Source organism: Pseudohongiella sp. SYSU M77423 (genome assembly GCF_029911965.1).
Lineage (GTDB): Bacteria > Pseudomonadota > Gammaproteobacteria > Pseudomonadales > Pseudohongiellaceae > Pseudohongiella.
This window is the reverse complement of the sequence record NZ_JARYTH010000006.1, coordinates 1-21,144: the sequence shown is the minus strand read 5'-3', so window position 1 is coordinate 21,144 and position 21,144 is coordinate 1. Positions and strand designations below refer to the sequence as shown.

Annotated in this window: 21 protein-coding genes; 9 read left to right on the top strand and 12 right to left on the bottom strand. The window is 54.1% G+C overall.

Annotated elements, in window-relative coordinates:
• Positions 1 to 26 precede the first annotated feature (26 nt).
• Positions 27 to 1,943 carry a glycosyltransferase family 39 protein gene (locus QGM61_RS13190; RefSeq protein ID WP_281133229.1) on the top strand — a complete coding sequence of 639 codons (1,917 nt, stop codon included), beginning with the start codon at positions 27 to 29 and terminating at the stop codon, positions 1,941 to 1,943.
• A 3-nt stretch (positions 1,944 to 1,946) separates the two neighbouring features.
• Here the strand turns inward: QGM61_RS13190 and QGM61_RS13185 are convergent, their stop codons facing one another.
• On the bottom strand, positions 1,947 to 3,683 hold the full coding sequence (locus QGM61_RS13185) for a methyl-accepting chemotaxis protein (protein ID WP_237134604.1): 1,737 nt from the start codon (positions 3,681 to 3,683) through the stop codon (positions 1,947 to 1,949).
• 137 nt (positions 3,684 to 3,820) lie between these two features.
• Here QGM61_RS13185 and QGM61_RS13180 point away from each other — a divergent pair, with 137 nt between their 5' ends.
• Together QGM61_RS13180 and cysE are read left to right on the top strand one after the other, a co-directional pair.
• Positions 3,821 to 4,558 (top strand): ExeA family protein, encoded by a 738-nt coding sequence (locus QGM61_RS13180; RefSeq protein WP_281133228.1) that lies wholly within the window; start codon positions 3,821 to 3,823, stop codon positions 4,556 to 4,558.
• A gap of 67 nt (positions 4,559 to 4,625) precedes the next feature.
• Complete coding sequence (gene cysE, locus QGM61_RS13175) at positions 4,626 to 5,405, top strand: serine O-acetyltransferase (protein WP_237134606.1); 780 nt, start codon at positions 4,626 to 4,628, stop codon at positions 5,403 to 5,405.
• 9 nt (positions 5,406 to 5,414) lie between these two features.
• Here cysE and QGM61_RS13170 read toward each other — a convergent pair whose 3' ends face one another.
• The 4 genes from QGM61_RS13170 to QGM61_RS13155 all read right to left on the bottom strand — a co-directional run bounded on the left by QGM61_RS13170 (position 5,415) and on the right by QGM61_RS13155 (position 10,217).
• Positions 5,415 to 6,812, bottom strand: coding sequence for a PhoH family protein (locus tag QGM61_RS13170; protein ID WP_237134607.1), 1,398 nt, complete (start codon positions 6,810 to 6,812; stop codon positions 5,415 to 5,417).
• A 116-nt stretch (positions 6,813 to 6,928) separates the two neighbouring features.
• Positions 6,929 to 8,059 carry a sodium ion-translocating decarboxylase subunit beta gene (locus QGM61_RS13165; RefSeq protein WP_237134608.1) on the bottom strand — a complete coding sequence of 377 codons (1,131 nt, stop codon included), beginning with the start codon at positions 8,057 to 8,059 and terminating at the stop codon, positions 6,929 to 6,931.
• 5 nt (positions 8,060 to 8,064) lie between these two features.
• A complete protein-coding gene (gene oadA / locus QGM61_RS13160) occupies positions 8,065 to 9,885 on the bottom strand; it encodes a sodium-extruding oxaloacetate decarboxylase subunit alpha (protein WP_237134609.1) in 1,821 nt (606 codons plus the stop codon).
• Between the two features lie 56 nt (positions 9,886 to 9,941).
• Positions 9,942 to 10,217, bottom strand: a complete 276-nt coding sequence (locus QGM61_RS13155) for an OadG family protein (protein ID WP_237134610.1) — start codon at positions 10,215 to 10,217, stop codon at positions 9,942 to 9,944.
• A 126-nt stretch (positions 10,218 to 10,343) separates the two neighbouring features.
• On the opposite strand from QGM61_RS13155, the gene QGM61_RS13150 reads away from it, so the two are divergent.
• From QGM61_RS13150 to QGM61_RS13125, 6 genes are all read left to right on the top strand, one after another.
• A complete protein-coding gene (locus QGM61_RS13150) occupies positions 10,344 to 10,925 on the top strand; it encodes an NnrU family protein (RefSeq protein ID WP_281133227.1) in 582 nt (193 codons plus the stop codon).
• 95 nt (positions 10,926 to 11,020) lie between these two features.
• Positions 11,021 to 11,575 (top strand): exopolysaccharide biosynthesis protein, encoded by a 555-nt coding sequence (locus QGM61_RS13145; protein ID WP_237134612.1) that lies wholly within the window; start codon positions 11,021 to 11,023, stop codon positions 11,573 to 11,575.
• A gap of 104 nt (positions 11,576 to 11,679) precedes the next feature.
• Positions 11,680 to 11,970 (top strand): hypothetical protein, encoded by a 291-nt coding sequence (locus QGM61_RS13140; RefSeq protein WP_237134613.1) that lies wholly within the window; start codon positions 11,680 to 11,682, stop codon positions 11,968 to 11,970.
• Between the two features lie 13 nt (positions 11,971 to 11,983).
• Positions 11,984 to 12,439, top strand: a complete 456-nt coding sequence (locus QGM61_RS13135; RefSeq protein WP_281133226.1) for a hypothetical protein — start codon at positions 11,984 to 11,986, stop codon at positions 12,437 to 12,439.
• Between the two features lie 306 nt (positions 12,440 to 12,745).
• Positions 12,746 to 13,822 (top strand): AI-2E family transporter, encoded by a 1,077-nt coding sequence (locus QGM61_RS13130; protein WP_237134615.1) that lies wholly within the window; start codon positions 12,746 to 12,748, stop codon positions 13,820 to 13,822.
• A gap of 91 nt (positions 13,823 to 13,913) precedes the next feature.
• On the top strand, positions 13,914 to 14,117 hold the full coding sequence (locus tag QGM61_RS13125; protein WP_237134616.1) for a DUF3185 family protein: 204 nt from the start codon (positions 13,914 to 13,916) through the stop codon (positions 14,115 to 14,117).
• Between the two features lie 56 nt (positions 14,118 to 14,173).
• Here the strand turns inward: QGM61_RS13125 and QGM61_RS13120 are convergent, their stop codons facing one another.
• The 7 genes from QGM61_RS13120 to QGM61_RS13090 form a co-directional block, all read right to left on the bottom strand.
• The gene (locus QGM61_RS13120; RefSeq protein ID WP_281133225.1) at positions 14,174 to 15,175 is read right to left on the bottom strand and encodes a glucokinase; all 1,002 of its coding nucleotides are present in this window, start codon (positions 15,173 to 15,175) and stop codon (positions 14,174 to 14,176) included.
• A gap of 1 nt (position 15,176) precedes the next feature.
• Positions 15,177 to 15,824, bottom strand: a complete 648-nt coding sequence (eda, locus tag QGM61_RS13115) for a bifunctional 4-hydroxy-2-oxoglutarate aldolase/2-dehydro-3-deoxy-phosphogluconate aldolase (RefSeq protein WP_237134618.1) — start codon at positions 15,822 to 15,824, stop codon at positions 15,177 to 15,179.
• A gap of 38 nt (positions 15,825 to 15,862) precedes the next feature.
• Positions 15,863 to 17,674, bottom strand: a complete 1,812-nt coding sequence (gene edd, locus QGM61_RS13110; RefSeq protein ID WP_281133316.1) for a phosphogluconate dehydratase — start codon at positions 17,672 to 17,674, stop codon at positions 15,863 to 15,865.
• Between the two features lie 27 nt (positions 17,675 to 17,701).
• Positions 17,702 to 18,409, bottom strand: a complete 708-nt coding sequence (pgl, locus tag QGM61_RS13105) for a 6-phosphogluconolactonase (protein ID WP_281133224.1) — start codon at positions 18,407 to 18,409, stop codon at positions 17,702 to 17,704.
• Positions 18,409 to 19,851, bottom strand: a complete 1,443-nt coding sequence (gene zwf, locus QGM61_RS13100; RefSeq protein ID WP_237134620.1) for a glucose-6-phosphate dehydrogenase — start codon at positions 19,849 to 19,851, stop codon at positions 18,409 to 18,411. Before zwf ends, pgl begins: the two co-directional genes overlap by 1 nt.
• A 271-nt stretch (positions 19,852 to 20,122) precedes the next feature.
• A complete protein-coding gene (locus tag QGM61_RS13095; RefSeq protein WP_281133223.1) occupies positions 20,123 to 20,683 on the bottom strand; it encodes a hypothetical protein in 561 nt (186 codons plus the stop codon).
• A gap of 160 nt (positions 20,684 to 20,843) precedes the next feature.
• Positions 20,844 to 21,144, bottom strand: a 301-nt coding sequence (locus QGM61_RS13090; RefSeq protein WP_281133222.1) for a hypothetical protein, incomplete at its 5' end; no start/stop codon positions are given.

Sequence of the window (21,144 nt, the reverse complement as noted above, 5' to 3'; positions counted from 1 at the left end):
AAGCAGCCTCAACCGGAACACTCACAATGCAACCAAGCCAAGCCAAACCAACTCTGTTACTCGTTCTGATCGCCCTGACAGGCAGCATTCTGGCCACCAAACTGGCACTGGCTTTTCGGCTTGAGCTCTACAGCGATGAGATATTCTACTGGCAGGCATCCCAGTTTCCCGCGCTGGCATACAGCGACTTGCCCTTCATGACAGCCCTGCTGGCAGGACTGGGCGCCGACCTGGGCGGCAATCATGCCTGGGCAGTTCGTATACTTTTTCTTGTCATGGGGAGCAGCCTGCCGCTGCTCATTTTCTGGCTGGCACAGCCTGTAACCGGCAGCAGACGCGCACTCGAATCCGCCATTCTGACGCTGTGCCTGCCCATGGCTGCCTTTCTTGGGCTGCTGGCAGTGCCAGATGTACCTTTGATTTTCTGGGGCATATTGTTCATCGGGTTTACTGAGCGTGCTACGCGTACCAACAGAAAAGGCTTCTGGCTCGCGGCGGGTATCGCGGCAGCGCTGGGGCTCAGCAGTCACTATCGATTTGTCCTGTACCCGGCTGCCGCTACCCTGTTTCTGCTAGTAAGCAAAAGCCATTGGTGGGTCTGGCGCCAACCAGTTGTTTGGCTGGCAGCCCTGATTGCGACGGCCGGTCTGTATCCGGCACTCAGTTTCAATTTGACCAATGAGCTGAGCGGGCTTGACTACCATTTGCTTGACCGGCATCCGTGGCAGTTTCAGACTGAAGGGCTGTTGCATCCGTTCATCCAGGCAGCGGTCGTCACCCCGCTGATGTATGCGTTTTGCTGGTACACGCTCTGGTATCTGTTCCGGCTGGCTCGTAAAGGCGACTCCCGTGCAGGCCTGCTGCTGAGCTTCTCGGCGTGTAACCTGGGAGTCTATCTGATTCTGGCGCCCTGGAGTGATACCACACGAACAACCCTGCACTGGCCCCTGTCGGGTTATCTGCCGCTACTGGTTGCGATGCCTCTGGCTGCCCGTCAGTTGTTCGCCTCACTTTGCGGGCACTGGCAGCAATCTACAGCCCGACGCGCCGTTTACGCTATCCCGGTGACCGGCTTTATTGGCTCCATGCTGGTTCTTGCCGGTATTGGCTCTCAGGGTTTTAATGACCAGTTACAGCAAATTGTTGGCAGCAACGTGCTGTCCAACAAAATGGCTGGCTGGCAGCCGCTGACGGATGACCTGCGGACACTGCATCAACGCCATGCAATCGCAGAAAATTCGCTGATCGTAACAGATAACTATTACACCCAGGCGCAGATACGCTTTGCCTTGCCCGACACTTTTACCTACACCATTGATGAGGATAAAACCGTTCGCGATGGTCGCTACACACAATATGCAATCTGGCAGTTGGATACCCAGGGGCTCTTGGCGCGTCACACGGGCCGGTCGGCAGTGCTGGTCACTGAAGACAGCACTCTGGATATCAACGAGAAAACAGCAGTCATGACACGTGCCTGCCAGACCCTGGGCAGTCTGGTATTTATTGACCAGCTTTCTCTGTATCAGGGAGACAAACGCTTCAGCTATTACTATGTCCCGTCACTTGGGTCAGACAAAGACGCCGGCCAGCCCTGCCCGCTGCCGACAAGTGTGTGGCTTGATAGCCCTGCTGCGAATGCGACCCTCAGTGGCACCGTAACCGTCTCGGGCTGGGCCGTGGCGCCGGGTTACGGCGTTGAGCTTGTCAATGTTCTGCTGAACCGTGAAATAGCAGCACAGACTGAAAGACAGATATCACGCGAGGATGTTGTGGAGATCGCCGATGGCGGCAGTGACCCGCAGGCCCCCCTGCTGGGTTTCAGCGTAGAACTGGATACCAGGGAGTTTGCGAACGGGCAATATGAGCTGGCGGTGGAAACCGTATCCGGCATCGGGCAGCGTGAGCTGGCTGCCATACGCCGGATACGGATCGAGAATTGACGATTAACCCAGTTTGAACTGACTGACCAGGTTGTCCAGCGACGCCAGCAACTGGTTGATCTCCGAGTTGTAACGCTTGCACTGCAGGTAGTCTTCGGTGTTGGCGCGGCCGTCACCTGCAATCTTGACACTGCTTTTGGCAATGCCATCGGTTACTTCAGACTGCTGCTTGACGGCATTGGCAATATCCTGACTGCGGTCGGTAATCAGCGCCACTGAAGACAATACTGACTGCAGCAGCTCATTCGCAGAGTTTGCCGTGCCCACACACTCTTTTGACAGACTGACACCGCCATCCATTGCTGTGACGATCTGAGCCGTGTTGTCCTGCAGGTTTTGAATGATGGTGTTAATTTCGTGCGTGGAAGATTGAGTTTTCTGCGCCAGGCTGCGGACTTCGTCAGCTACCACCGCGAAACCACGACCCTGTTCACCGGCACGTGCTGCCTCAATCGCGGCATTCAGCGCCAGCAGGTTGGTCTGCTCGGCAATACCCTGTATCACCTCAAGAACTGAATGCACTTTTTCGTTGTGATCGCGCATATCATGTACCTGCTGCTGAATCTGCGCCAGGGAGCCTGCCAGCTGCTCAACAGAGGAGCGGGTCTTGGACACAACCTGAGTTGCCTTCTGTGTTGCACCGTTGGCTTCGCTTGCCGCGCTTACACTTGCCTGGGCGCCGTCCGCCACATCCGCGAGCGAAGATGACAACTCAGTGGTCGAGGATGCCAGCAGTTCAGTCTCCTCCAGCTGGGCCGCAGAACGTCCAGCAGTACGCTCGATCATGTCAGAGAACTGGGCAGACTTGCCACTTACCTCGGCGCTGGTCGACAGAACCTGTCCGATGATCCCCGCCAGCTTGCTGACGAAGGTGTTAAAGCTGGCGCCCAGCTCTGAAATCTCGTCTCTGCCGTCATCGGCAAGACGCTGGCTCAGGTCGCCAGAACCCTGGGCGATATCCTGCATGTAGCTCTTGGCCTTGACCAGCGGTGAAGTAATGGAAATTGACAGGTAGTATGCCGCCGCGATCAGAATGACCAGAATCACTATGACCATCATGGCTGCAGTGACCACCCACTCCATGAACATCGCATTGACGTCCTCTTCAAACAGGCCATGGATGACCACCCAGCCCCAGGGCTCGAAAAGCTCTGAGTAGACTGTTTTTACTTCCGCCAGCGGGTGTGCGAGAGGATCATCGGTGTAGGTCAGGAACCTGCGGCCAAACTCTGGCTCAGGGTAATACAGGTATTCAGCGAAACCAGTGTAGCTGTCCCCCGTGAAACTATGAATGATTTCTGTCATTGTCGGGGTTGGTTCGCGATAGCCGAGTTCGAGCATGCGCTGTTCAGGCGTGGTTGCCGTCGACGCCAGGTTTGCACGCACCTGAGCCTCTGTGTCGAGGGCAGCATCGACATTACGCAGTGGGTGGGCCAGAATAACGCCCAGCTCGTGGTAGAGCAGCAAATAATTGCGCTCACTGACCATGGTATTGTTGATCAGGAAACGTCCCATGCGCTTGGCTTCGGTTTCGGTCATGACGCCTTGCGACACTTGCTGATTCAGGCCTTCCAGGGCATCAATGACCATCTGGACCTGATTAACACTACCTGTGCGTAGCTGTCCCATGAACTGCTCGCGCGCCTGCATGAGCATTGACACGCTCAAGCCGATAATCGAGAGAACGCTGATCAGGACGATAAGACCGATACGAGAGCGAATAGTGAATTTACTGAACATGAGAACTCCTGCCTTACTGAGCCTGGCCCGCTGACACGGGCACTAATGGTGTTATTATTGTCAGTTAACGGCATTTGGCTGCGAAACATTAGCGATATTTTAAGGACCAAAAACATGGCAGCCTTATCGGGCACATCATGAAACCGGTTACGCTGACTGAAACGGCAGAAGTCTTTGGTGACACGCCGGACGTGCGTCTGCTCTGGCAATCGGAGCAGATAAAAGCTATCTACGCGGACATTATCCAGGCACTCAATGAGCGCACCCCGCTGTTAAAGGTAATCGCTGACGCTGGCACCGGTAAAACACTGCTGTGCAGAAAGATGTTCTTCAGTCTGAAAGCGCATGCCAGCCGATATGACGTCGATCTGCTTCCCTATCCTGCCATTGAAGCCACGGAGCTGAAAATTCGCCTGGCCGGACTCAGCGACTCCCGCCACTCCGTGATCCTTATCGACGAAGCTCAGGCCGTTTCAAACGATGCACTGCTGGTAATCAGCAAACACCTGGCCAAAAATGACAACTTATCGCTGCTGATGTTTGGACAACCACTGTTGGAGGAAAGGCTGGCGACTGCCAAACTGGCCAGACTGAGCGAAATATTGCAAAAGTGTTATCATCTGCGGGCACTGACCCGAGAGGAAACAGAGCAATATATCCTGGCCCGCCTCGCGCTGGCGGGATTTACTCCTGAAGGCGAATGGTTAAGCACCAAAGTGATCGAAAGCATTTATTCACTCAGCCACGGAGTACCCAGGGTGATCAATACCCTGATGCGCCGCTCAGCGGCTATCGCTTCTCAGTCGGAGGCTGCTGGCATTGAGCTGGCTCACCTGCAGCAGGCAAGCAATACGCTCGAGCTGCAATACGTGTAAGATGCGCGGATCTGCTGAGCAAACACGCCACACATCCACCAATAGAGCAAAGTAAGCGGTTTTATCTATGTCTGATACGATCTGGAACGAATTACAGGCGGAGGCGCGTGAGCTGATCGCCAGGGAACCCTTGTTGGCCAGTTACGTCTATGCCTGCGTACTTAACCACAACAGCCTCAGCTCATCACTCAGCTACCTGCTCGCACACAAACTGGCAAATTATGTGATGTCCGCTGTCGCGATTCGGGAGCTGTTTGATCGTGCATTTGCGGACAACCCGCAGATAGTGGATTCCGCCGCAGTGGATATAAAAGCAGTATATGAGCGCGATGCCGCCACCAGTGCCTATTTGCCGGTCATTCTCTACCTGAAAGGCTATCAGTCAATACAGGTACACCGCGTTGCCCACCACCTGTGGAAAAGCGGCCGTAAAGACCTGGCACTGTATCTGCAAAGTCGCAACTCGGAAGTCTTCGGCGTGGATATCCACCCGGCCTGCATTATTGGCAAAGGCATCATGTTCGACCACGCGACTGGAATCGTGATCGGCGAAACAACCGTCATTGAAGATGATGTTTCCATCATGCAGTCGGTCACTCTGGGTGGCACTGGCAACGAAAAGGGTGATCGCCATCCAAAGATACGATCTGGTGTACTGATTTCGGCAGGCGCAAAAGTGCTTGGTAATATTGAAATCGGACGCAGCGCCAAGGTCGGCGCTGGCAGTGTTGTTCTAAAGGATGTTCCGCCGCATACAACAGTTGTTGGTGTACCTGCACATCACATCGGCAAACCCTGTCCCGACAACCCGTCTCATACCATGAACCAGCTTGTTGAAAGCGAGTAGCGTCGGGTCTTACAGATACTCTTCCGCATAGGCTGCGAGTGCCGACCTGGGCACTCCCTGCAGCTGCAGGTTGCCGCCGTGTGCAAAATGCTTGAACCGTTCAGTCAGATAGGTCAACCCCGAACTGATGGGCGTCAAGTAAGGTGTATCGATCTGCGCCAGATTGCCCAGACAGATCACTTTGGAGCCATTGCCCGCCCGCGTTACAATCGTCTTTATCTGGTGAGGTGTAAGGTTTTGAGATTCATCAATCAGGATAAGACTGTGCTGAAAACTACGACCACGAATGTAGTTCAATGACTTGAACTGCAGAGGAACTCGCGACAGGACATAGTCGATACTGCCCGCACTATTCTCATCGTCCATGTGCAGGGCCTCCAGGTTATCCGTAATTGCGCCCAGCCATGGCTCCATTTTTTCTGCTTCGGTGCCAGGCAAAAACCCGATATCCTCATCCAGTCCCTGCGTGCTGCGAGTTGCAATGATGCGTCGATACAGCTTGTCGGTCAGCGTCATTTCGATAGCCGCTGCCAGCGCAAGAATTGTTTTGCCGGAACCGGCCGAGCCCGTCATGTTGACCAGATGCACATCCGGATCGAGCAACAGGTTCAATGCCATGGCCTGGTAAATATCTCTGGGTTTCAGGCCCCAGGTTTCCTGTGACATCAACCGTTCGCGATCCAGATGCTGCAGGACTATTTGGGTGTCTGTGAGAGCCACGACCCGTGCAACGAATCCGGCGTCATCCAGGAAAAACTGGTTGGGAAACACATCATGATTGATGCTACTGCGCGGAATACGATGGAAGGTCTGTCCACTGTGAGTCTGTTCAGTTTCAACATCGCCAATCTGGGACCAGAACCCCGCACCGAATTCCAGGTAACCCTTGTAGAGCTCGTTGATGTCAGTGACCAGATGATCAGTATGGTAGTCTTCCGCATCGATGCCGCAGGCCCTAGCCTTCAGCCGCATATTGATATCTTTGGTTACCAGCACCACGCTGCGCTTTGGATGCAGATGCTTGAGCAGCGCGACCGCATTGAGAATTTTATTGTCGTTAAGGTGGGGCGGCAGTATCTGCTGATCGATTGGTGTTTCGCCGGTCAGAACCGACATCATGCCGCTGGGTTCACTCTGTTTACCACCACGCTGGATGGGGACTCCCTTCTCCACAGCCTTAGGTGCAGCGTCGCCCAGGATACGGTCAATCTCGCGAATGGCCTGCCGACTGTCGGCGGCCACAGCACCGCGACCACTTTTCAGATTATCCAGTTCTTCCAGGACGGTCATGGGTATGACCACATGGTGCTCGTCGAAATTCCAGACAGCGGTGGGATCGTGTATCAGAACATTTGTATCGAGTACGTAGTAAATAGCGCGCAGTGGCACAGCAGATGTCTCGGTCATGAGTTCGTGGGATTGACACTAAACTGCCAAATTGACACCAGTGTGACAGAGGATTCCACACCAGACAAGCGTGTGTAATCCTCAAAAGCATGAACGTAAAGATTTACTGGAGTGCGCTAGCCAGCAATCTGAATCAGAATACCGGCAGCCACGGCCGACCCGATGACACCTGCGACATTGGGACCCATCGCGTGCATCAGCAGGAAGTTGTGGGGATTGGCCTCTGTGCCCAGTTTGTTGGCCACTCGTGCAGCCATCGGCACTGCAGATACGCCGGCAGCCCCGATCAATGGGTTTATCTTGCTTGCAGATAATCTGTTCATGAGTTTTCCCATCAGCACGCCTGACGCGGTACCAATCGAGAATGCCACGATGCCCAGCGCCAGGATACCAAGTGTACTGGGCACCAGAAACTCATCTGCAATCAGGCGCGAGCCAACAGCAAGTCCCAACAATATGGTCACCGTGTTGATAAGCGCGTTCTGGGCGGTTTTGGTAAGTCGATCAACAACACCACACTCTCGCATCAGATTGCCGAGACAGAACATGCCCAGCAGAGGCGCAGCGCTTGGTATGACGAGCGCAACAAGTACCAGAAGCACCAGCGGGAAAAGTATTTTCTCGCGCTGCGACACTGGCCGTAGCTGTTTCATCTCGATTTTCCGTTCGCTTTCTGAGGTCAGCGCTCGCATGATGGGCGGCTGTATCAGCGGTACCAGTGCCATGTAAGAGTATGCCGATACCGCAATGGCACCCAGTAGTTCCGGAGCCAGTATGCCGGCGACGTAAATGGCGGTTGGGCCATCTGCCCCACCAATGATTCCTATCGCAGCGGCCTGCTGCAAGCTGAAGTCAAACAGCCCCAGATCACTCAGCAATAAGGCACCAAGTACGGTGGCGAAGATACCGAACTGGGCGGCTGCACCCAGTAACAGTGTTTTGGGATTTGCCAGCAAAGGACCAAAATCGGTCATACTGCCAACCCCCAGAAAAATCAGGAGCGGAAAAATACCGGTCTGCAGGCCCATGGCGTAAAACTGTGCCAGCACGCCGGTACCAACTGCAATTTCAACGCCCGGAATGTTGGCAAGCATGCCCCCAAAGCCAATCGGCAATAACAACAGTGGCTCAAACTTTTTGGCGATTGCGAGATAAAGCAGCACCAGGCTCACAAGGATCATGATGAACTGCTTCAGCTCAATTTGATAAATTCCTGTGGAATGCCACAGCTCGATCAATTGTGACATGGCTATTACTCCAGCGTGACCAGGACATCGCCGGAACCGACGCTGTCGCCTTCATCGACGAGAATCTCCTGGACCACACCGGAGTGGTTGCTGCGAATTTCTGTCTCCATTTTCATGGCCTCAAGAACCAGCAGTACATCGCCGTCAGCCACTTCATCTCCTTCAGCTACCATCAGCTTGTGCACGGTACCTGACAATGGCGCCAACACGTCATGTGTTTCACCGCCTGATGCCTTTGCAGCTTCCTGTTTCGTCGCGGCCTGCGAGTCGGCCGACTGCTTGCGTTCAGCCAGAGCGCTGACATCACCACCTTCAGAGACCCGGACCACATAGCTGCGACCATCCACCTCGACGGTGTAGACACCACTATCTTTGCCAGTCTGTTTGCTCTGACCAGAAGAAGACTTGCTGGATTCGGTTTTTGGCTGCTCGGCTTCTGGCACCGGTTCAAACGCGTCAGGATTGTTGCGATTGCGGAAAAACTTAAGAGCCACCTGGGGAAACAGCGCATAGGTCAATGTATCGTCGATATCGTTGACCAGCTCAAATCCTTCTTCCTTTGCAATCTTAAGAAGCTGAGTCTGCTGTTTTTCAAATTCTGCCTCAATCAGGTCAGCAGGACGGCAGGTGATGGGCTCTTTGCCAGCCAATACGCGTTTTTGCAGCGTTTTATCAACCTCTGCCGGTGTTGCTCCGTATTCACCCTTGAGCACCCCTTCCGTCTCGCGAGTGATGTTTTTATAGCGCTCTCCGGACAGGACATTGAGCACTGCCTGGGTACCCACGATCTGTGAAGTCGGTGTTACCAAGGGGATAAAACCAAGATCTTCACGAACGCGCGGAATTTCTTCCAACACCTCATCCAGCCGGTCCGAAGCGTTCTGCTCTCGCAGCTGATTTTCCAGGTTGGTCAGCATCCCGCCAGGCACCTGCGCCACCAGAATGCGTGAATCTATCCCCTTCAGCGCCCCCTCGAATTTTGCATACTTCTTGCGGACCTGCCTGAAGTAGGAGGCAATTTCCTCCAACAGACCAATATCCAGCCCAGTATCCCGTTCGGTCCCCTGCAACATGGCGACCATGGTTTCTGTGGGTGTGTGACCATAGGTAAGACTCATTGACGATATTGCAGTATCCAGATTATCAATCCCCGCCTCGACCGCCTTGATGTAAGTGGCTGTCGACAGACCGGTCGTGGCATGACACTGCATGTGCACCGGGATGGAGATCGTTTTTTTCAGTCCGCTGATCAACTCGTACGCGGTGTACGGCGCCAGGAGTCCTGCCATATCCTTGATACACAGCGAGTCCGCGCCCATCTCCTCAATCTGCCGGGCCATCTCCAGCCAGCTGTCCAGGGTATGCACGGGACTGACCGTATATGACATGGTGCCTTGAGCATGCTTTTCATGTTTTTTGACAGATTTGATTGCCATTTCCAGGTTACGAACGTCATTCATCGCGTCGAACACCCGGAAAACGTCCACGCCATTCACGGCCGCACGCTCTACAAACCGATCCACAATGTCATCGGCATAATGTCGATAACCCAGAATGTTCTGTCCCCTGAACAACATCTGCTGGCGCGTATTGGGCATCGCTTCCTTGAGCTTGCGTATTCTCTCCCAGGGATCCTCACCCAGGTAACGAATACAGGCGTCGAATGTAGCGCCACCCCAGGACTCGACTGCCCAGAAGCCAACGCGGTCCAGTTTGTCTGCGATCGGCAACATGTCATCCAGTCGCATCCGGGTTGCCAGCAGGGATTGATGGGCGTCACGCAGGATGACGTCGGTTATCGCAAGAGGTTGGCTGGAGTGGCTCATTGAATCTGTCCCTTAGCTTATTATTTTCACGATTGTTTTAAATGATGGGTGCGCAACTATCCGCGCCGCGTGTTCTGGTGCTGTTTGATGGCGGCGCTTATAGCCGCCACTACGCGCTGCTGCTCATCATTTGACGATGCGCTGGATTTATTGCCTTTAGCGGGCTTACGTCCACTACTTCGGGGGGACACCGGAACAACCGGTGCGGGGAAATAACGGGCTACGATGGCAGACATGGCAGTGGTCAGGCCGACCAGCACAATAAGAAATACAAACACGAACCCCATGCCATAAAGGGCCAGGTTCAGCCCTTCCATCATTAAATCAGACATGTCATTCCCCCAGAGTTTTGTAGTTTTGTCCGCATTCTAGCGATTTAAAGGCGCTGCGTCATTGCGCAGTCGCCCACGACTTCGATATTCTGCACGGGATACCCAGCAGACACAGGATGAGCCAACATGATAATGCTAATAACGGGCCTGGTGATTTTCTTGACCACGCACTCCGCCTCAATTCTCTATCCGTCGCTGCGCAGCCGCATGATCGAGCGAATGGGCGCTGGCGGCTGGAAAGGCGTTTACTCCGTGCTGTCAGTTGTATCCCTGGTGCTGATTGTCTACGGTTACGGTATCGCCAGACAGACGCCATTCTGGCTTTGGCAGCCGCCAGCGGGCTTGCGGCACCTGGCACTGCTACTTACGCTGCCAGCATTCATTTTGCTGGTTGCGACTTACGTACCTGCCAATCGAATTAAAGCCCGAATCGGGCACCCGATGTTACTGGGTGTAAAGTTCTGGGCCTTGGCGCATCTGCTGGCCAACGGCTCACTCGCGGATATCCTGCTCTTCGGCGGCTTCCTGGCATGGGCTGTGATGGGGTTCGTGATTTTGCGACGTCGCGATCGTGTCAACGCAGTGACTTATAGCAGTGGTACGCTGAAAGGCGACATCATGACCATCGTTATCGGCATCGTGTCCTGGGCGGTTTTTGCCATGTATCTGCATGTCTACCTGATCGGTGTCAGCCCCATGCCAGGCTAGAACCATACCGGCGACGCCAGGTTTTTCTCGTTAACAGGAGGTTTGCCATTACTGAGGCTAACGAGCAATCACCGGACATCCATGACCTGAAGGACATGCTGGAGTGCCTTGAGACGATGGCGCAACAGCGGCAGGTCGTCTCAGTTGATAATGCCATGGATGTGATAGGTACCCGGACCTTCGGCCCAGTCCTGCTGCTGGCAGGTTTGATTACGATGGCACCGATTGTCGGCGACATACCGGGCGTACCCATCACCATGGGTCTGATTGTCATACTGATGATCGGGCAGGTTTTATTCAGGTCAGAGCATTTCTGGCTGCCAGACTGGCTGTTGCAGCGCTCGATTTCCGCAGACAAACTGACCAAAGCCATTGGCTGGTTCAAGCGCCCCGCCAATGCCATTGACAGCGTGCTGCGCCCCAGATTCACACTGCTGGTTCACGGCGTCGCCGCCTATATCATTGCGATCATCAGTATTCTGGTGGCGATGACAACACCAGCGCTGGAATTCATTCCGTTTAGCGCCAACATAGCCGGAACCATCTGGATGGCTTTTGGGCTGGCATTGATTTCAAGAGATGGCCTGCTCGCATTCCTGGCTTTCGGTATGACGGGCGCCCTGCTGTACGTGATACTGATCAATATCTAGTGATAGCCAGGCAGACACTGATTTGCCAGTTGTCCCGAGTTTAATTAGTATGAAGAAGCAAGTCTGAGGCTACATCCACGCCAACTCGCAAAAGGAGAGCTGTTATGGCGACTGCCAAGAAGCAAGGATCGGAAGCAGACATCAGCGTGAGCAAGATTGAGGCACGCGAAGCATTTGAAAAGCTGCTGGAGGCGAAAGCGCATTTTCGGGAAGCTGCCCGTTCGGCAGGACTAGAGCTTAAAGAAGAGGCTCTTGATGAACTGATCAAAGGTAGCGAAAAAGCCGAGGATATTGCCAAGTCTATCAGCGACTACGCTCGCGAAAAGCCCATAAATGCGCTGGCCTTCGCGTTCATCGGCGGGTACCTGTTATCTCAAGTGTTCTTCAAACGCTAGGGCGCATACGCGCATGAGCGATCAGTATCGCGATTCGCCGGAAGACGAACAGGCCCAGGCGCGCGCGACACAGCGCAGTGAGATCGACATCTGGTTCAACTGGTTGAATCAGCTTATTGTTCTCGCACGCACACTGGCGCGCCTGTTCGAAGCAGAACTTCGGCTGGCCGCCGGTGATCTGAGCCGTATGCTGTTATGCGCCTTCCTGTTAATTCCACTGGTTCTGTTGAGCTGGTTGGGTTTATCTATATTTTTATCATGGCTAAGTTACTCGTATTTTGAGGCACCCTGGGTCGGCTTCCTCAGCTTTTTTCTGATCCAGTGTCTGACTGCGTTGTTACTGATACGATTGATCTCGGTGTACCGTCGCTCACTTTCTCTTCCAGTGACACGCAAACATATCCGCGAGATGAGCAAGGACTTCTCAAATGAACCGCAAAGACCGACAGGATCACATCAGGACTCTTGAGTACCAGGTTCTGGCCGCCAGAACGCAGTGTTGGATTGGAGGCCGGCGCCCCTTGCAGCTGATCCACCGTCATTATGGGTGGCTGGCTCCTCTCGGTGGAATAGCGGCAGGGTTGATTGCCAGTAAAGCAACCGGACGCGCACGACTGTCAGCACTTTTATCAGCAGTAATTACTGCCAAGCGTTTACAGCCGCTGCTGATAAGGATTATCAACCCAATTTAGGACCCCCGTTACTCATGGATGCAACGGACAAAAAGCGACCGTCCAGCAGACGAATGTCTCCCTCGCGGATAACCGCAAGGTCTTTGCAGTTACTCGCTGCACTGGCATTTATTTACACACTGTATTTCGCAAAAACCCTCCTGGTGCCGATAGTAGTTGCATTGCTGCTTACCTTGCTGCTCGGCCCAGCCGTGAAGGCCCTGCGACGCTTCCATGTACCAGGTGTGGTGTCGGCGGTCTCACTGCTTTGTATTCTTGCGGTCCCATTTACGCTGCTGGGCATGGAACTGGCTGAACCGGCGCAAAAGTGGGCCCAGCGAGTGCCAGAACTGTCTGCGCACTTCACACAACAGATAGACACATTGACCTCCGCGCTTGAAGGCGAGACACAGGAGTCCAGCGAAAATGATCCCTCCCGGGATTTTTTTTCCAGATTGTTCGGACGTGATGACGCAGACGAAGAAGGCGCTGAGGACGACGGCAATAGCGCGGTGACAGAGAGAATCACACAGGGTGGCGTAGAAATTGTGGTCTACCTGCTCGGTGTAGCCCCGGTTTTTCTCGCGCAGCTGATAACCTGCCTGACCCTGACGATATTTCTGCTCGTGTTTGGCCCTCGACTGTTCGATTCTGCCATCACATACCTGCCACAAGTGAGCGATAAAGATGCCGCACACGGCCTGGTGGACACCATCGAAGTTGAGCTGTCCCGCTACATACTGACGGTGAGTATCATCAACGCCCTGCTCGGATTAACGACTGCTGCCGCGCTTTGGATAATTGGAGTAGAAGATGCGCTGCTTTGGGGAGTTCTTGTTGGACTGTTCAACTTCGCACCGTATGTAGGGATGTTCATCAGTCTGACTGTCCTCACATTGGCTGGGTTGGCTCAATATGGATTCACGGCATTCTCGGTCGTGCCTGCACTGATCTTTTTTGCCATCAATGGTCTGGAAGCTCAGTTTGTCACGCCCACAATTCTTGGCAAGCATATGCGGCTGAACCCTCTGGTCCTGATGCTCTGGCTGATCATGTGGGGCTGGCTGTGGGGCTTTATCGGCGTCCTGCTCGCCGTACCATTGCTGGTATGCATAAAACTCGCCGCCAGCCAGCTAAATTTGCCAATTCACTGGGTTCGCATTATCGAAACGCGGGCCTGAACACTGACACCCGTCGGCCAAAGGGGAGGAAACGACAGCACCTACAGCAGCATGAATTCAGATTCCAACCATCAATTGCGGAGGTTTTTTTATGCCAAGCAAACAGGTTATCGGTATTGTTCTTTTGGTCCTCGGTGTACTGCTGTTATTTTTTGGCTGGCAGTCATCCCAGTCTGTGGGAGAGCAAGTAACAGAGGCAGTCACTGGTCGCTTCACTGATGAAACAATGTGGTATCTGATTGGCGGTGTGATTGCGGTCGTACTGGGCGCCATCTACGCGTTTCGAAAGCAGTAAACATGACACGTGCGGGGTGGTGATTCTATTCACCATCCCGCGCCTTGGGCTTTGACTCAACGGTTGAGACAATACCAGGCCGCGCAACCCTGAAGACCAGGCCAGTCAGACTGCAGCAGGCCTACCGGGATCGCCCGGCACCAGTCTGCATATTGAGCCTTGTCATGAAAAGCCTCAAGAAACAGTCGTTCATCGAAGCCTCTACCCAATGAGGCAATCAGCTGGCCGCTGACCAGAAAGGCTCCTCGACAGCCATGCGCCAATGCCAGATCGCCACATACAGCCCCGAGAATTGAGCTGAACATGCTCATGGTGTTTACAGCAAAGGAGGTCGAGTCGACAGATTGTTTATCGTCGATCAACTGCCAACTGATGGCTTCCGGAGTCGGAGCCTCGCGCGGCGTCATTGGCTGACCTCCAAGGGTGCTGAGTGCTGCATAGATATTTGCAATCCCCGGGCCAGAAACCAGATGCTCTACAGTGACCCGCGGATACCACGACCACAACTGGGAAAGGAGCCTGACCTGCTGCTGATTCTGCGGGGCGAAAGCGACATGTCCGGGTTCACAGCTAATCACCTCGCCACCACGACTCAGGCTTGCGGCACCGAAACCGGTACCCGGGCCCGCGGTGGTGCGAAGTCCTTCGTATGCAGACTGAGCACCTTCCTGTAACCAGCGCACGGGCAGATGTTGTATCCATGCAAGTGCGTAGGCTTGAGCTTCAAAGTCATTAAGAATCTTGACCGATAGCTTAAGCTCGGCGGCCAACTCAACGGTATCAAATTCAAAGGCGGAGTTGGTGAATTTTACTTTTGACTGGTCGATTGGCGCCGCTACCGCCAGCACAGCTTTTTCAGGCGCAGTATGCTTCCTGACTTCGGGTAGTGTCAGATAGGCATTAATAACGCCCTGAATTCGCCCAAAATCAGCGCAACGCAATTTCTCGACGCACCATAGCTGGGCAGCAGCATCTTCCTGTGGCCTGGAATGCGGATAGAACAACGCTAGCCTGGCATGTGTGCCGCCAATATCGGCCAGCAGTACTGGAGCGGACATATCAGGATTTCCTCACATTAAGCTGATCCAGAAACTCAACCAGTTGTCGCGCCCGAGTTTCAATGGCCTGCCAGTCACGGTCCGCCAGCAGATCCTTTGGCACCATCCAGGAGCCGCCGGCACAGATGACATTGGGCAGCTTCAGATAGTCTGCCAGGTTCTCCCGATTTATGCCTCCTGTTGGACAGAAGCTGACTCCCTGGAATGGGGAACCAAAAGCGCTGAGTGCTGCGGCGCCGCCACTGGTTTCCGCGGGGAAAAACTTGAATGTCGTATAACCAAGCTCCAGCCCCCCGAGGATTTCCGAAGCCGTGCTGACCCCCGGCAGAAATGGCATGCTCAGATCTCGCGCGCAGTCGGACAGCAGTCGCGTCAAGCCCGGACTGACGGCTATGTCGACACCCACCGCAGCGACTGACTCCATATCGCGAGTACTGTTGACAGTACCAGCTGCAACCATGAGATCAGGCAGGGTTTTCTTTACCGCGCTGATGGCTGCCAGCGCAGCCTTTGTTCTTAATGTGATTTCAACACCTGTCAATCCACCGGCCTGCAACGCCCGGCACAAACCAACTGCCTGCTCCTCAGACTCGACCTGCAGAACCGGCAGCACCCGTACACCATCAAGCTGCTCACGAAGGTAAACCATGATTGCCATACTCCTGTTCAAGCATGCTGATACAACGTTTACAGGCTGCTCGCGCCCAGATTGCCTGGACCGACCACTGCCCGCATATTGGTAAACAACTGCCTGCCCAGGGAGGTCTGCAAGAGATCTTCTGGTGGCGGGCTCGCCAATGGTCGCTGCGCCAATTCCTGATCATCCAGGTGCACTTTAAGCTCTCCTGTCACGGTATCCAGGGTCAGCACATCTCCGTCGCAGAGTCTTGCCAGTGGACCGCCGTCCAGCGCTTCAGGGCTCACATGAATTGCTGCAGGCACTTTGCCGGAGGCGCCAGACATTCTTCCATCTGTGACAACCGCAACCTGCTGGCCATTGTCGAGCAGCGATCCCAGCACTGGTGTCAGTTGGTGCAGCTCGGGCATTCCGTTGGCGCGTGGCCCCTGAAAGCGAACAACGGCCACAAGGTCGCCGGTCAACTCGCCGTTTTTGAACGCTGCACCAAGCGCCTCCTGCGAGTCGAATATACGACAGGGCGCCGTCACGCGCCTATGCTGCTCAGCCACTGCTGAGGTTTTGACCACTCCTTCGCCAAGATTTCCCTGCAGCATTTTTAATCCGCCTTCGGACACGAAGGGATCACTGATCGGGCGCAGGACGTCATGGCGCGTGCTCGCTGCCTCGTGGTCAACCCAGCTTACCTCCCCTGAGTCCTGTAATACAGGACGTCTGGCGTAGTCGGCCATACCCTCTCCCATCAGGGTCACAACATCCTCATTCAGCAGACCTGCGCCGCGCAACTCTCTAACCAGAAAAGCCATGCCGCCAGCTGCCTGAAATGTATTCACGTCCGCCTCGCCATTGGGGTACACGCGAGCCAGTAAGGGTGTTACACGCGACAGACGGTCAAGATCCGACCAGCGCAGAGTGATACCCGCAGCGGAGGCAATCGCCAACAGGTGGAGAGTGTGGTTGGTAGAGCCACCCGTTGCCAGCAGTGCAACGGCAGCATTGACCAGCGATGACTCCGTCACCAGCGCGGCGAGTGGTCGACTGTGCTGAGAGTTGGCTGAAGCAGCGACCACACGTTGCACCGTGGCCCGGGTCAGAGCATGACGCAGAGGGTCGTCCGGATGCACAAACGAAGCTCCCGGCAATTGTACTCCCAGCATTTCAACCATTACCTGATTGCTGTTGGCGGTGCCGTAGAAAGTACAGGTGCCATGACTGTGATATGAACCAGACTCTACAGCCAGCAGCTCCTCGCGGTCTGCCTTGCCTTGCGCATAGCGCTGGCGAACCATGGCCTTTTCTTTGTTCGGAATACCCGAGCCCATTGGGCCAGCCGGGATAAATCCCGCTGGCAGGTGGCCGAACTGCAGTGCACCAATAAGCAGACCCGGAACAATCTTGTCGCAGACGCCGAGACACAAAACCCCATCAAACATATTGTGCGACAGGCTTACTGCGGTAGCCATGGCGATCACATCCCGACTGAACAGACTAAGCTCCATGCCGGGCTGTCCCTGAGTCACGCCGTCACACATGGCTGGCACACCACCAGCTACCTGAGCCGTGGCACCAATTTCAGCGGAAAACTGTTTGATCCGTTCTGGATAGTCTTTCAGAGGCTGGTGTGCGGAAAGCATATCGTTATATGCCGTAACCATCCCCAGGTTGGGCTGCTGCATGCTGGCCAGCACCTGTTTCTCATGCGAGGCACAAGCCGCCCAGGCATGAGCCAGATTTCCACAGGACAAGCCTTTGCGCGGAGGCAAACGCTTCATCGTTTCTGACATCTGGTTCAAATAACGTTGCCGCTGCTCTAGGCTGCGCTGACGGATATCTGCTGTTACAGCCTCGACTTCCGGATGAATCGTCACCATGGTGAACCCCCTGTGCCTTCAGTCTTCTGGAGTGTAGAAGATATGTGTTGTGATGCCCGGAGAATGCAGGATGGCTCTCACCGGTAGCTCTTCTACGGCGCCGGGCTGGAACGCCTGCTCAAGTACCTGGAGCTTGCGCTGACCGGTTACATAAAGAAACCGGTAACGAGCCGTCAGTAGACTTCGTAGTGTTAAAGTCATGCGCGGATAGGCCATGCCCTCAACTTCGATGACGCTACAGAACTCTGTCCGGGAAATATCCAATGCCTCACTCAGCCCCCTGGCGGACGGAAACAATGATGCCGTATGGCCATCTTCGCCCATGCCAAGCAGCACGATATCCAGCGGCATGACATGCACGCGCAGCAATGCATCCAGCTGCGGCCGAGCGGCGTGAGCCTCCGTTGTCGACAGCTTCATCGGAATAAAGCGCGCCTCGCCGGCTGCTCCGCTGAGCAGTGATCGACGCACCAGCGCAGCATTGGAATCTGCGTGGTCTTCGTCCACCCAGCGCTCATCCACCAGGCTTACTATCACATCAGACCAGGGCAGTGGCTGAGTAGAAAGTTTCTCGAAAAGCGGCACGGGTGTCCTGCCACCAGACACCGCTAAAGATACATGACCATGTGCAGCGGCGGCGGTTTTGATCAGCCGTACGACACGATCGGTCAACTCTGTGACCAGGCTGTCGTTGTTAGAAAACTCATGCAGGTACCAGCTCATCATCAATCCTGCCAGTAGCGGCCATCGCGTGCTATCAGTGCCACACTCTCCGTGGGACCCACGCTACCTGCCGGATAGAAAACCGTTTTCTGTTTGCTGCTTTGCCAGCCACTGCGAATATCGTCAACCCAGGACCACGCGGCTTCCACAAGATCCGCGCGCATGAACAATGTAGAGTTGGCTCGCATCACATCATACAAAAGCCTTTCATACGCCTCTGGCAGTCTGCGGTCCGTGAATGCTTCAGTTAACGAAAGGTTAAGAGACACCGGCTCAAGCGGATTCTGTTCGTCCAGCCCTGGCACTTTGTTGAGTAAATGCAAACGGATACCTTCCTCAGGTTGAAGTCGTATTACCAGTCTGTTCGCATTTCCTGCCCCAGTCTGATCCGGGAAGATCGCATGCGGAAGTTCTTTGAACTGCACCACGATCTCGCAGTAACGGCGAGCCAGCCTCTTCCCGGTGCGCAGATAGAACGGAACGCCAGCCCAGCGCCAGTTATTGATATGCGCCTTGATGGCCACAAAGGTCTCAGTGGCGGATCTGCCTTCTGCACCCTCTTCCTGAAGGTAGGCAGGAACGATCTTGTTGCCAATCGAACCCTGGCTGTACTGAGCCCTGACAGTGTGCTCAGCGACCGCCTTGCCTTTCATTGGTGCCAGGCTTCTTAACACTTTGAGTTTTTCGTCGTGTACTGCATGCGGGTCGAGTGAGGCCGGCGGCTCCATTGCCAAAAGACAAAGCAGTTGCAGCAAATGATTCTGGACCATATCACGTAGCGCACCGGCTTTATCGTAAAAAGACCAGCGACCGCCCACACCGACTGTTTCCGCGGCGGTAATCTGCACATGATCAATGTAAGTATGGTTCCACAGGGGCTCAAAAAGTGCGTTTGCAAACCGCAATGTAAGAAGATTCTGGACAGTTTCCTTACCAAGATAATGATCTATCCGGTAAATCTGTGACTCATCAAAGATCCCCATCAGGCTTTCGTTAATTTCCAGAAAGCTTTCACGATCATGTCCCAGGGGCTTCTCTATCACCAGACGCATATTGGGGCGTACCAACCCTACAGCCCAAAGTGACTGACAGACAGGCGCGAAAATTCCTGGAGGGGTAGCCAGATAAACTATCAAATCCCTTTTTGTATCAGTAAACACATCCCGGCTCAGAACCCGCAGCTCAGTCTCGCTGGTTGCATCAACGGCATAACTGAATAGACGCAATGCGAAATTTTGCGCATGTTTAGAATCTACGGCCTCAACATCCAGATATTCTGAGAGCTTTTCCAGCACTTTATCTCTGAATGAGTCGTGCTTGTCCTGAGTACGGGAGACACTGACAATCTTCAGACAGGGAGACAAACATCCGGCTACGTGCAGATGATACAGTGCTGGATACAGTTTTCTGTAAGCCAGATCCCCATCGCCCCCAATAACTAACATGTCACAGATCATAACGACCCCCCGCGCAGAATATTACTCTCTGAGTGTGACAGGTACTGATACACCAGAGACCAGGTACGGACTGACAGGCAATGCACAGCGCGTACGAAAGGACTACTAGCCAATAATCAGGCAAATAGCGAGCCAAGATTGATAAAGAGCGTCAGGAAGGATGGTTTGAGAGGTATTGCAGGAACGGAGGATATGGCTGACGGGCCGGCTCAGTAGCTGAGCATTTCTAGCCGACCCGGTTCAGAAAAGTGATTCAGGCTCAAACCTTAATCTCACAGATACGAACCTTGTCACCGCTTTCTGATTCGAGCAGTTTACTTAGTTCTCTCTCACTGTCCTCATCGATTATCCGTACAAACAGCAATATATGTCCCTCATCAATCTGTTGCTGCAGATAATCTGCGTCACTCTGATGGATAATTTTGCCAGCAAGAGCTCCCACCAGACCAACGGCGAGGATGCCGCTTAAAGCCGCCATCAAGGCACCACCCAGCACAGCGGAAGATGCGACAACCCCGCCCATTGCACCTGTGGTACCTATGAAGAACAGACTGCCACCAAAAGAACCCTGCTCTGTCTCGCCGTCTTTCTTGCCGACGAAGGCAGTGACAGGCTTTTGACCTGCATCCTGACTGTCATTGGTTCTGTGGTAAAAATCGCCCAGGGAGGCTTTGATGGAGTTTTCGCTTGCCAGCAAACCAATCTGATCGTTGGTGTAACCGGCTTCAAGCAAGGCATTTACGGTCTTTTTCAGTTGTTCACCATCGTAGAATACTGCCACTGCTTCTCTAATGGTCTTGTTAGTGCTTCCAGAGGTCATAAGCGTTCCCCATTGATCGTGGTCCAGTAATCTGGATGTTCACGTTGCGTGGATTTAGCCTGTATGTCACCTGAACGATTCTCGAGGATAAACGTCCTTAGTAAAATAATCCAACCAGAATCAGCAACTAACTTTATACGAAATGAGAAATCGAATTGGATTAAAAACAAAAAACCCCTACCGGCAGTGTCGATAGGGATTTTTGCTTTTTTTTAATGCCTGACAAAACGGCAGGACTGCCGTTTTGGACGCCGTTCACGGCGCCCCGAAGGGGTGAGGCCCAAGGATGGGCCGAATCACTATGGCCGACGGACATCGGCAGGCTTTGCAGAGGCGCAAAAAAAATCCCCAGCCTCAGAAGAGACCGGGGATTTTCGCTTTTTGATGCCTGACGATGTCCTACTCTCACATGGGGAGGCCCCACACTACCATCGGCGCTGAGCGGTTTCACTTCTGAGTTC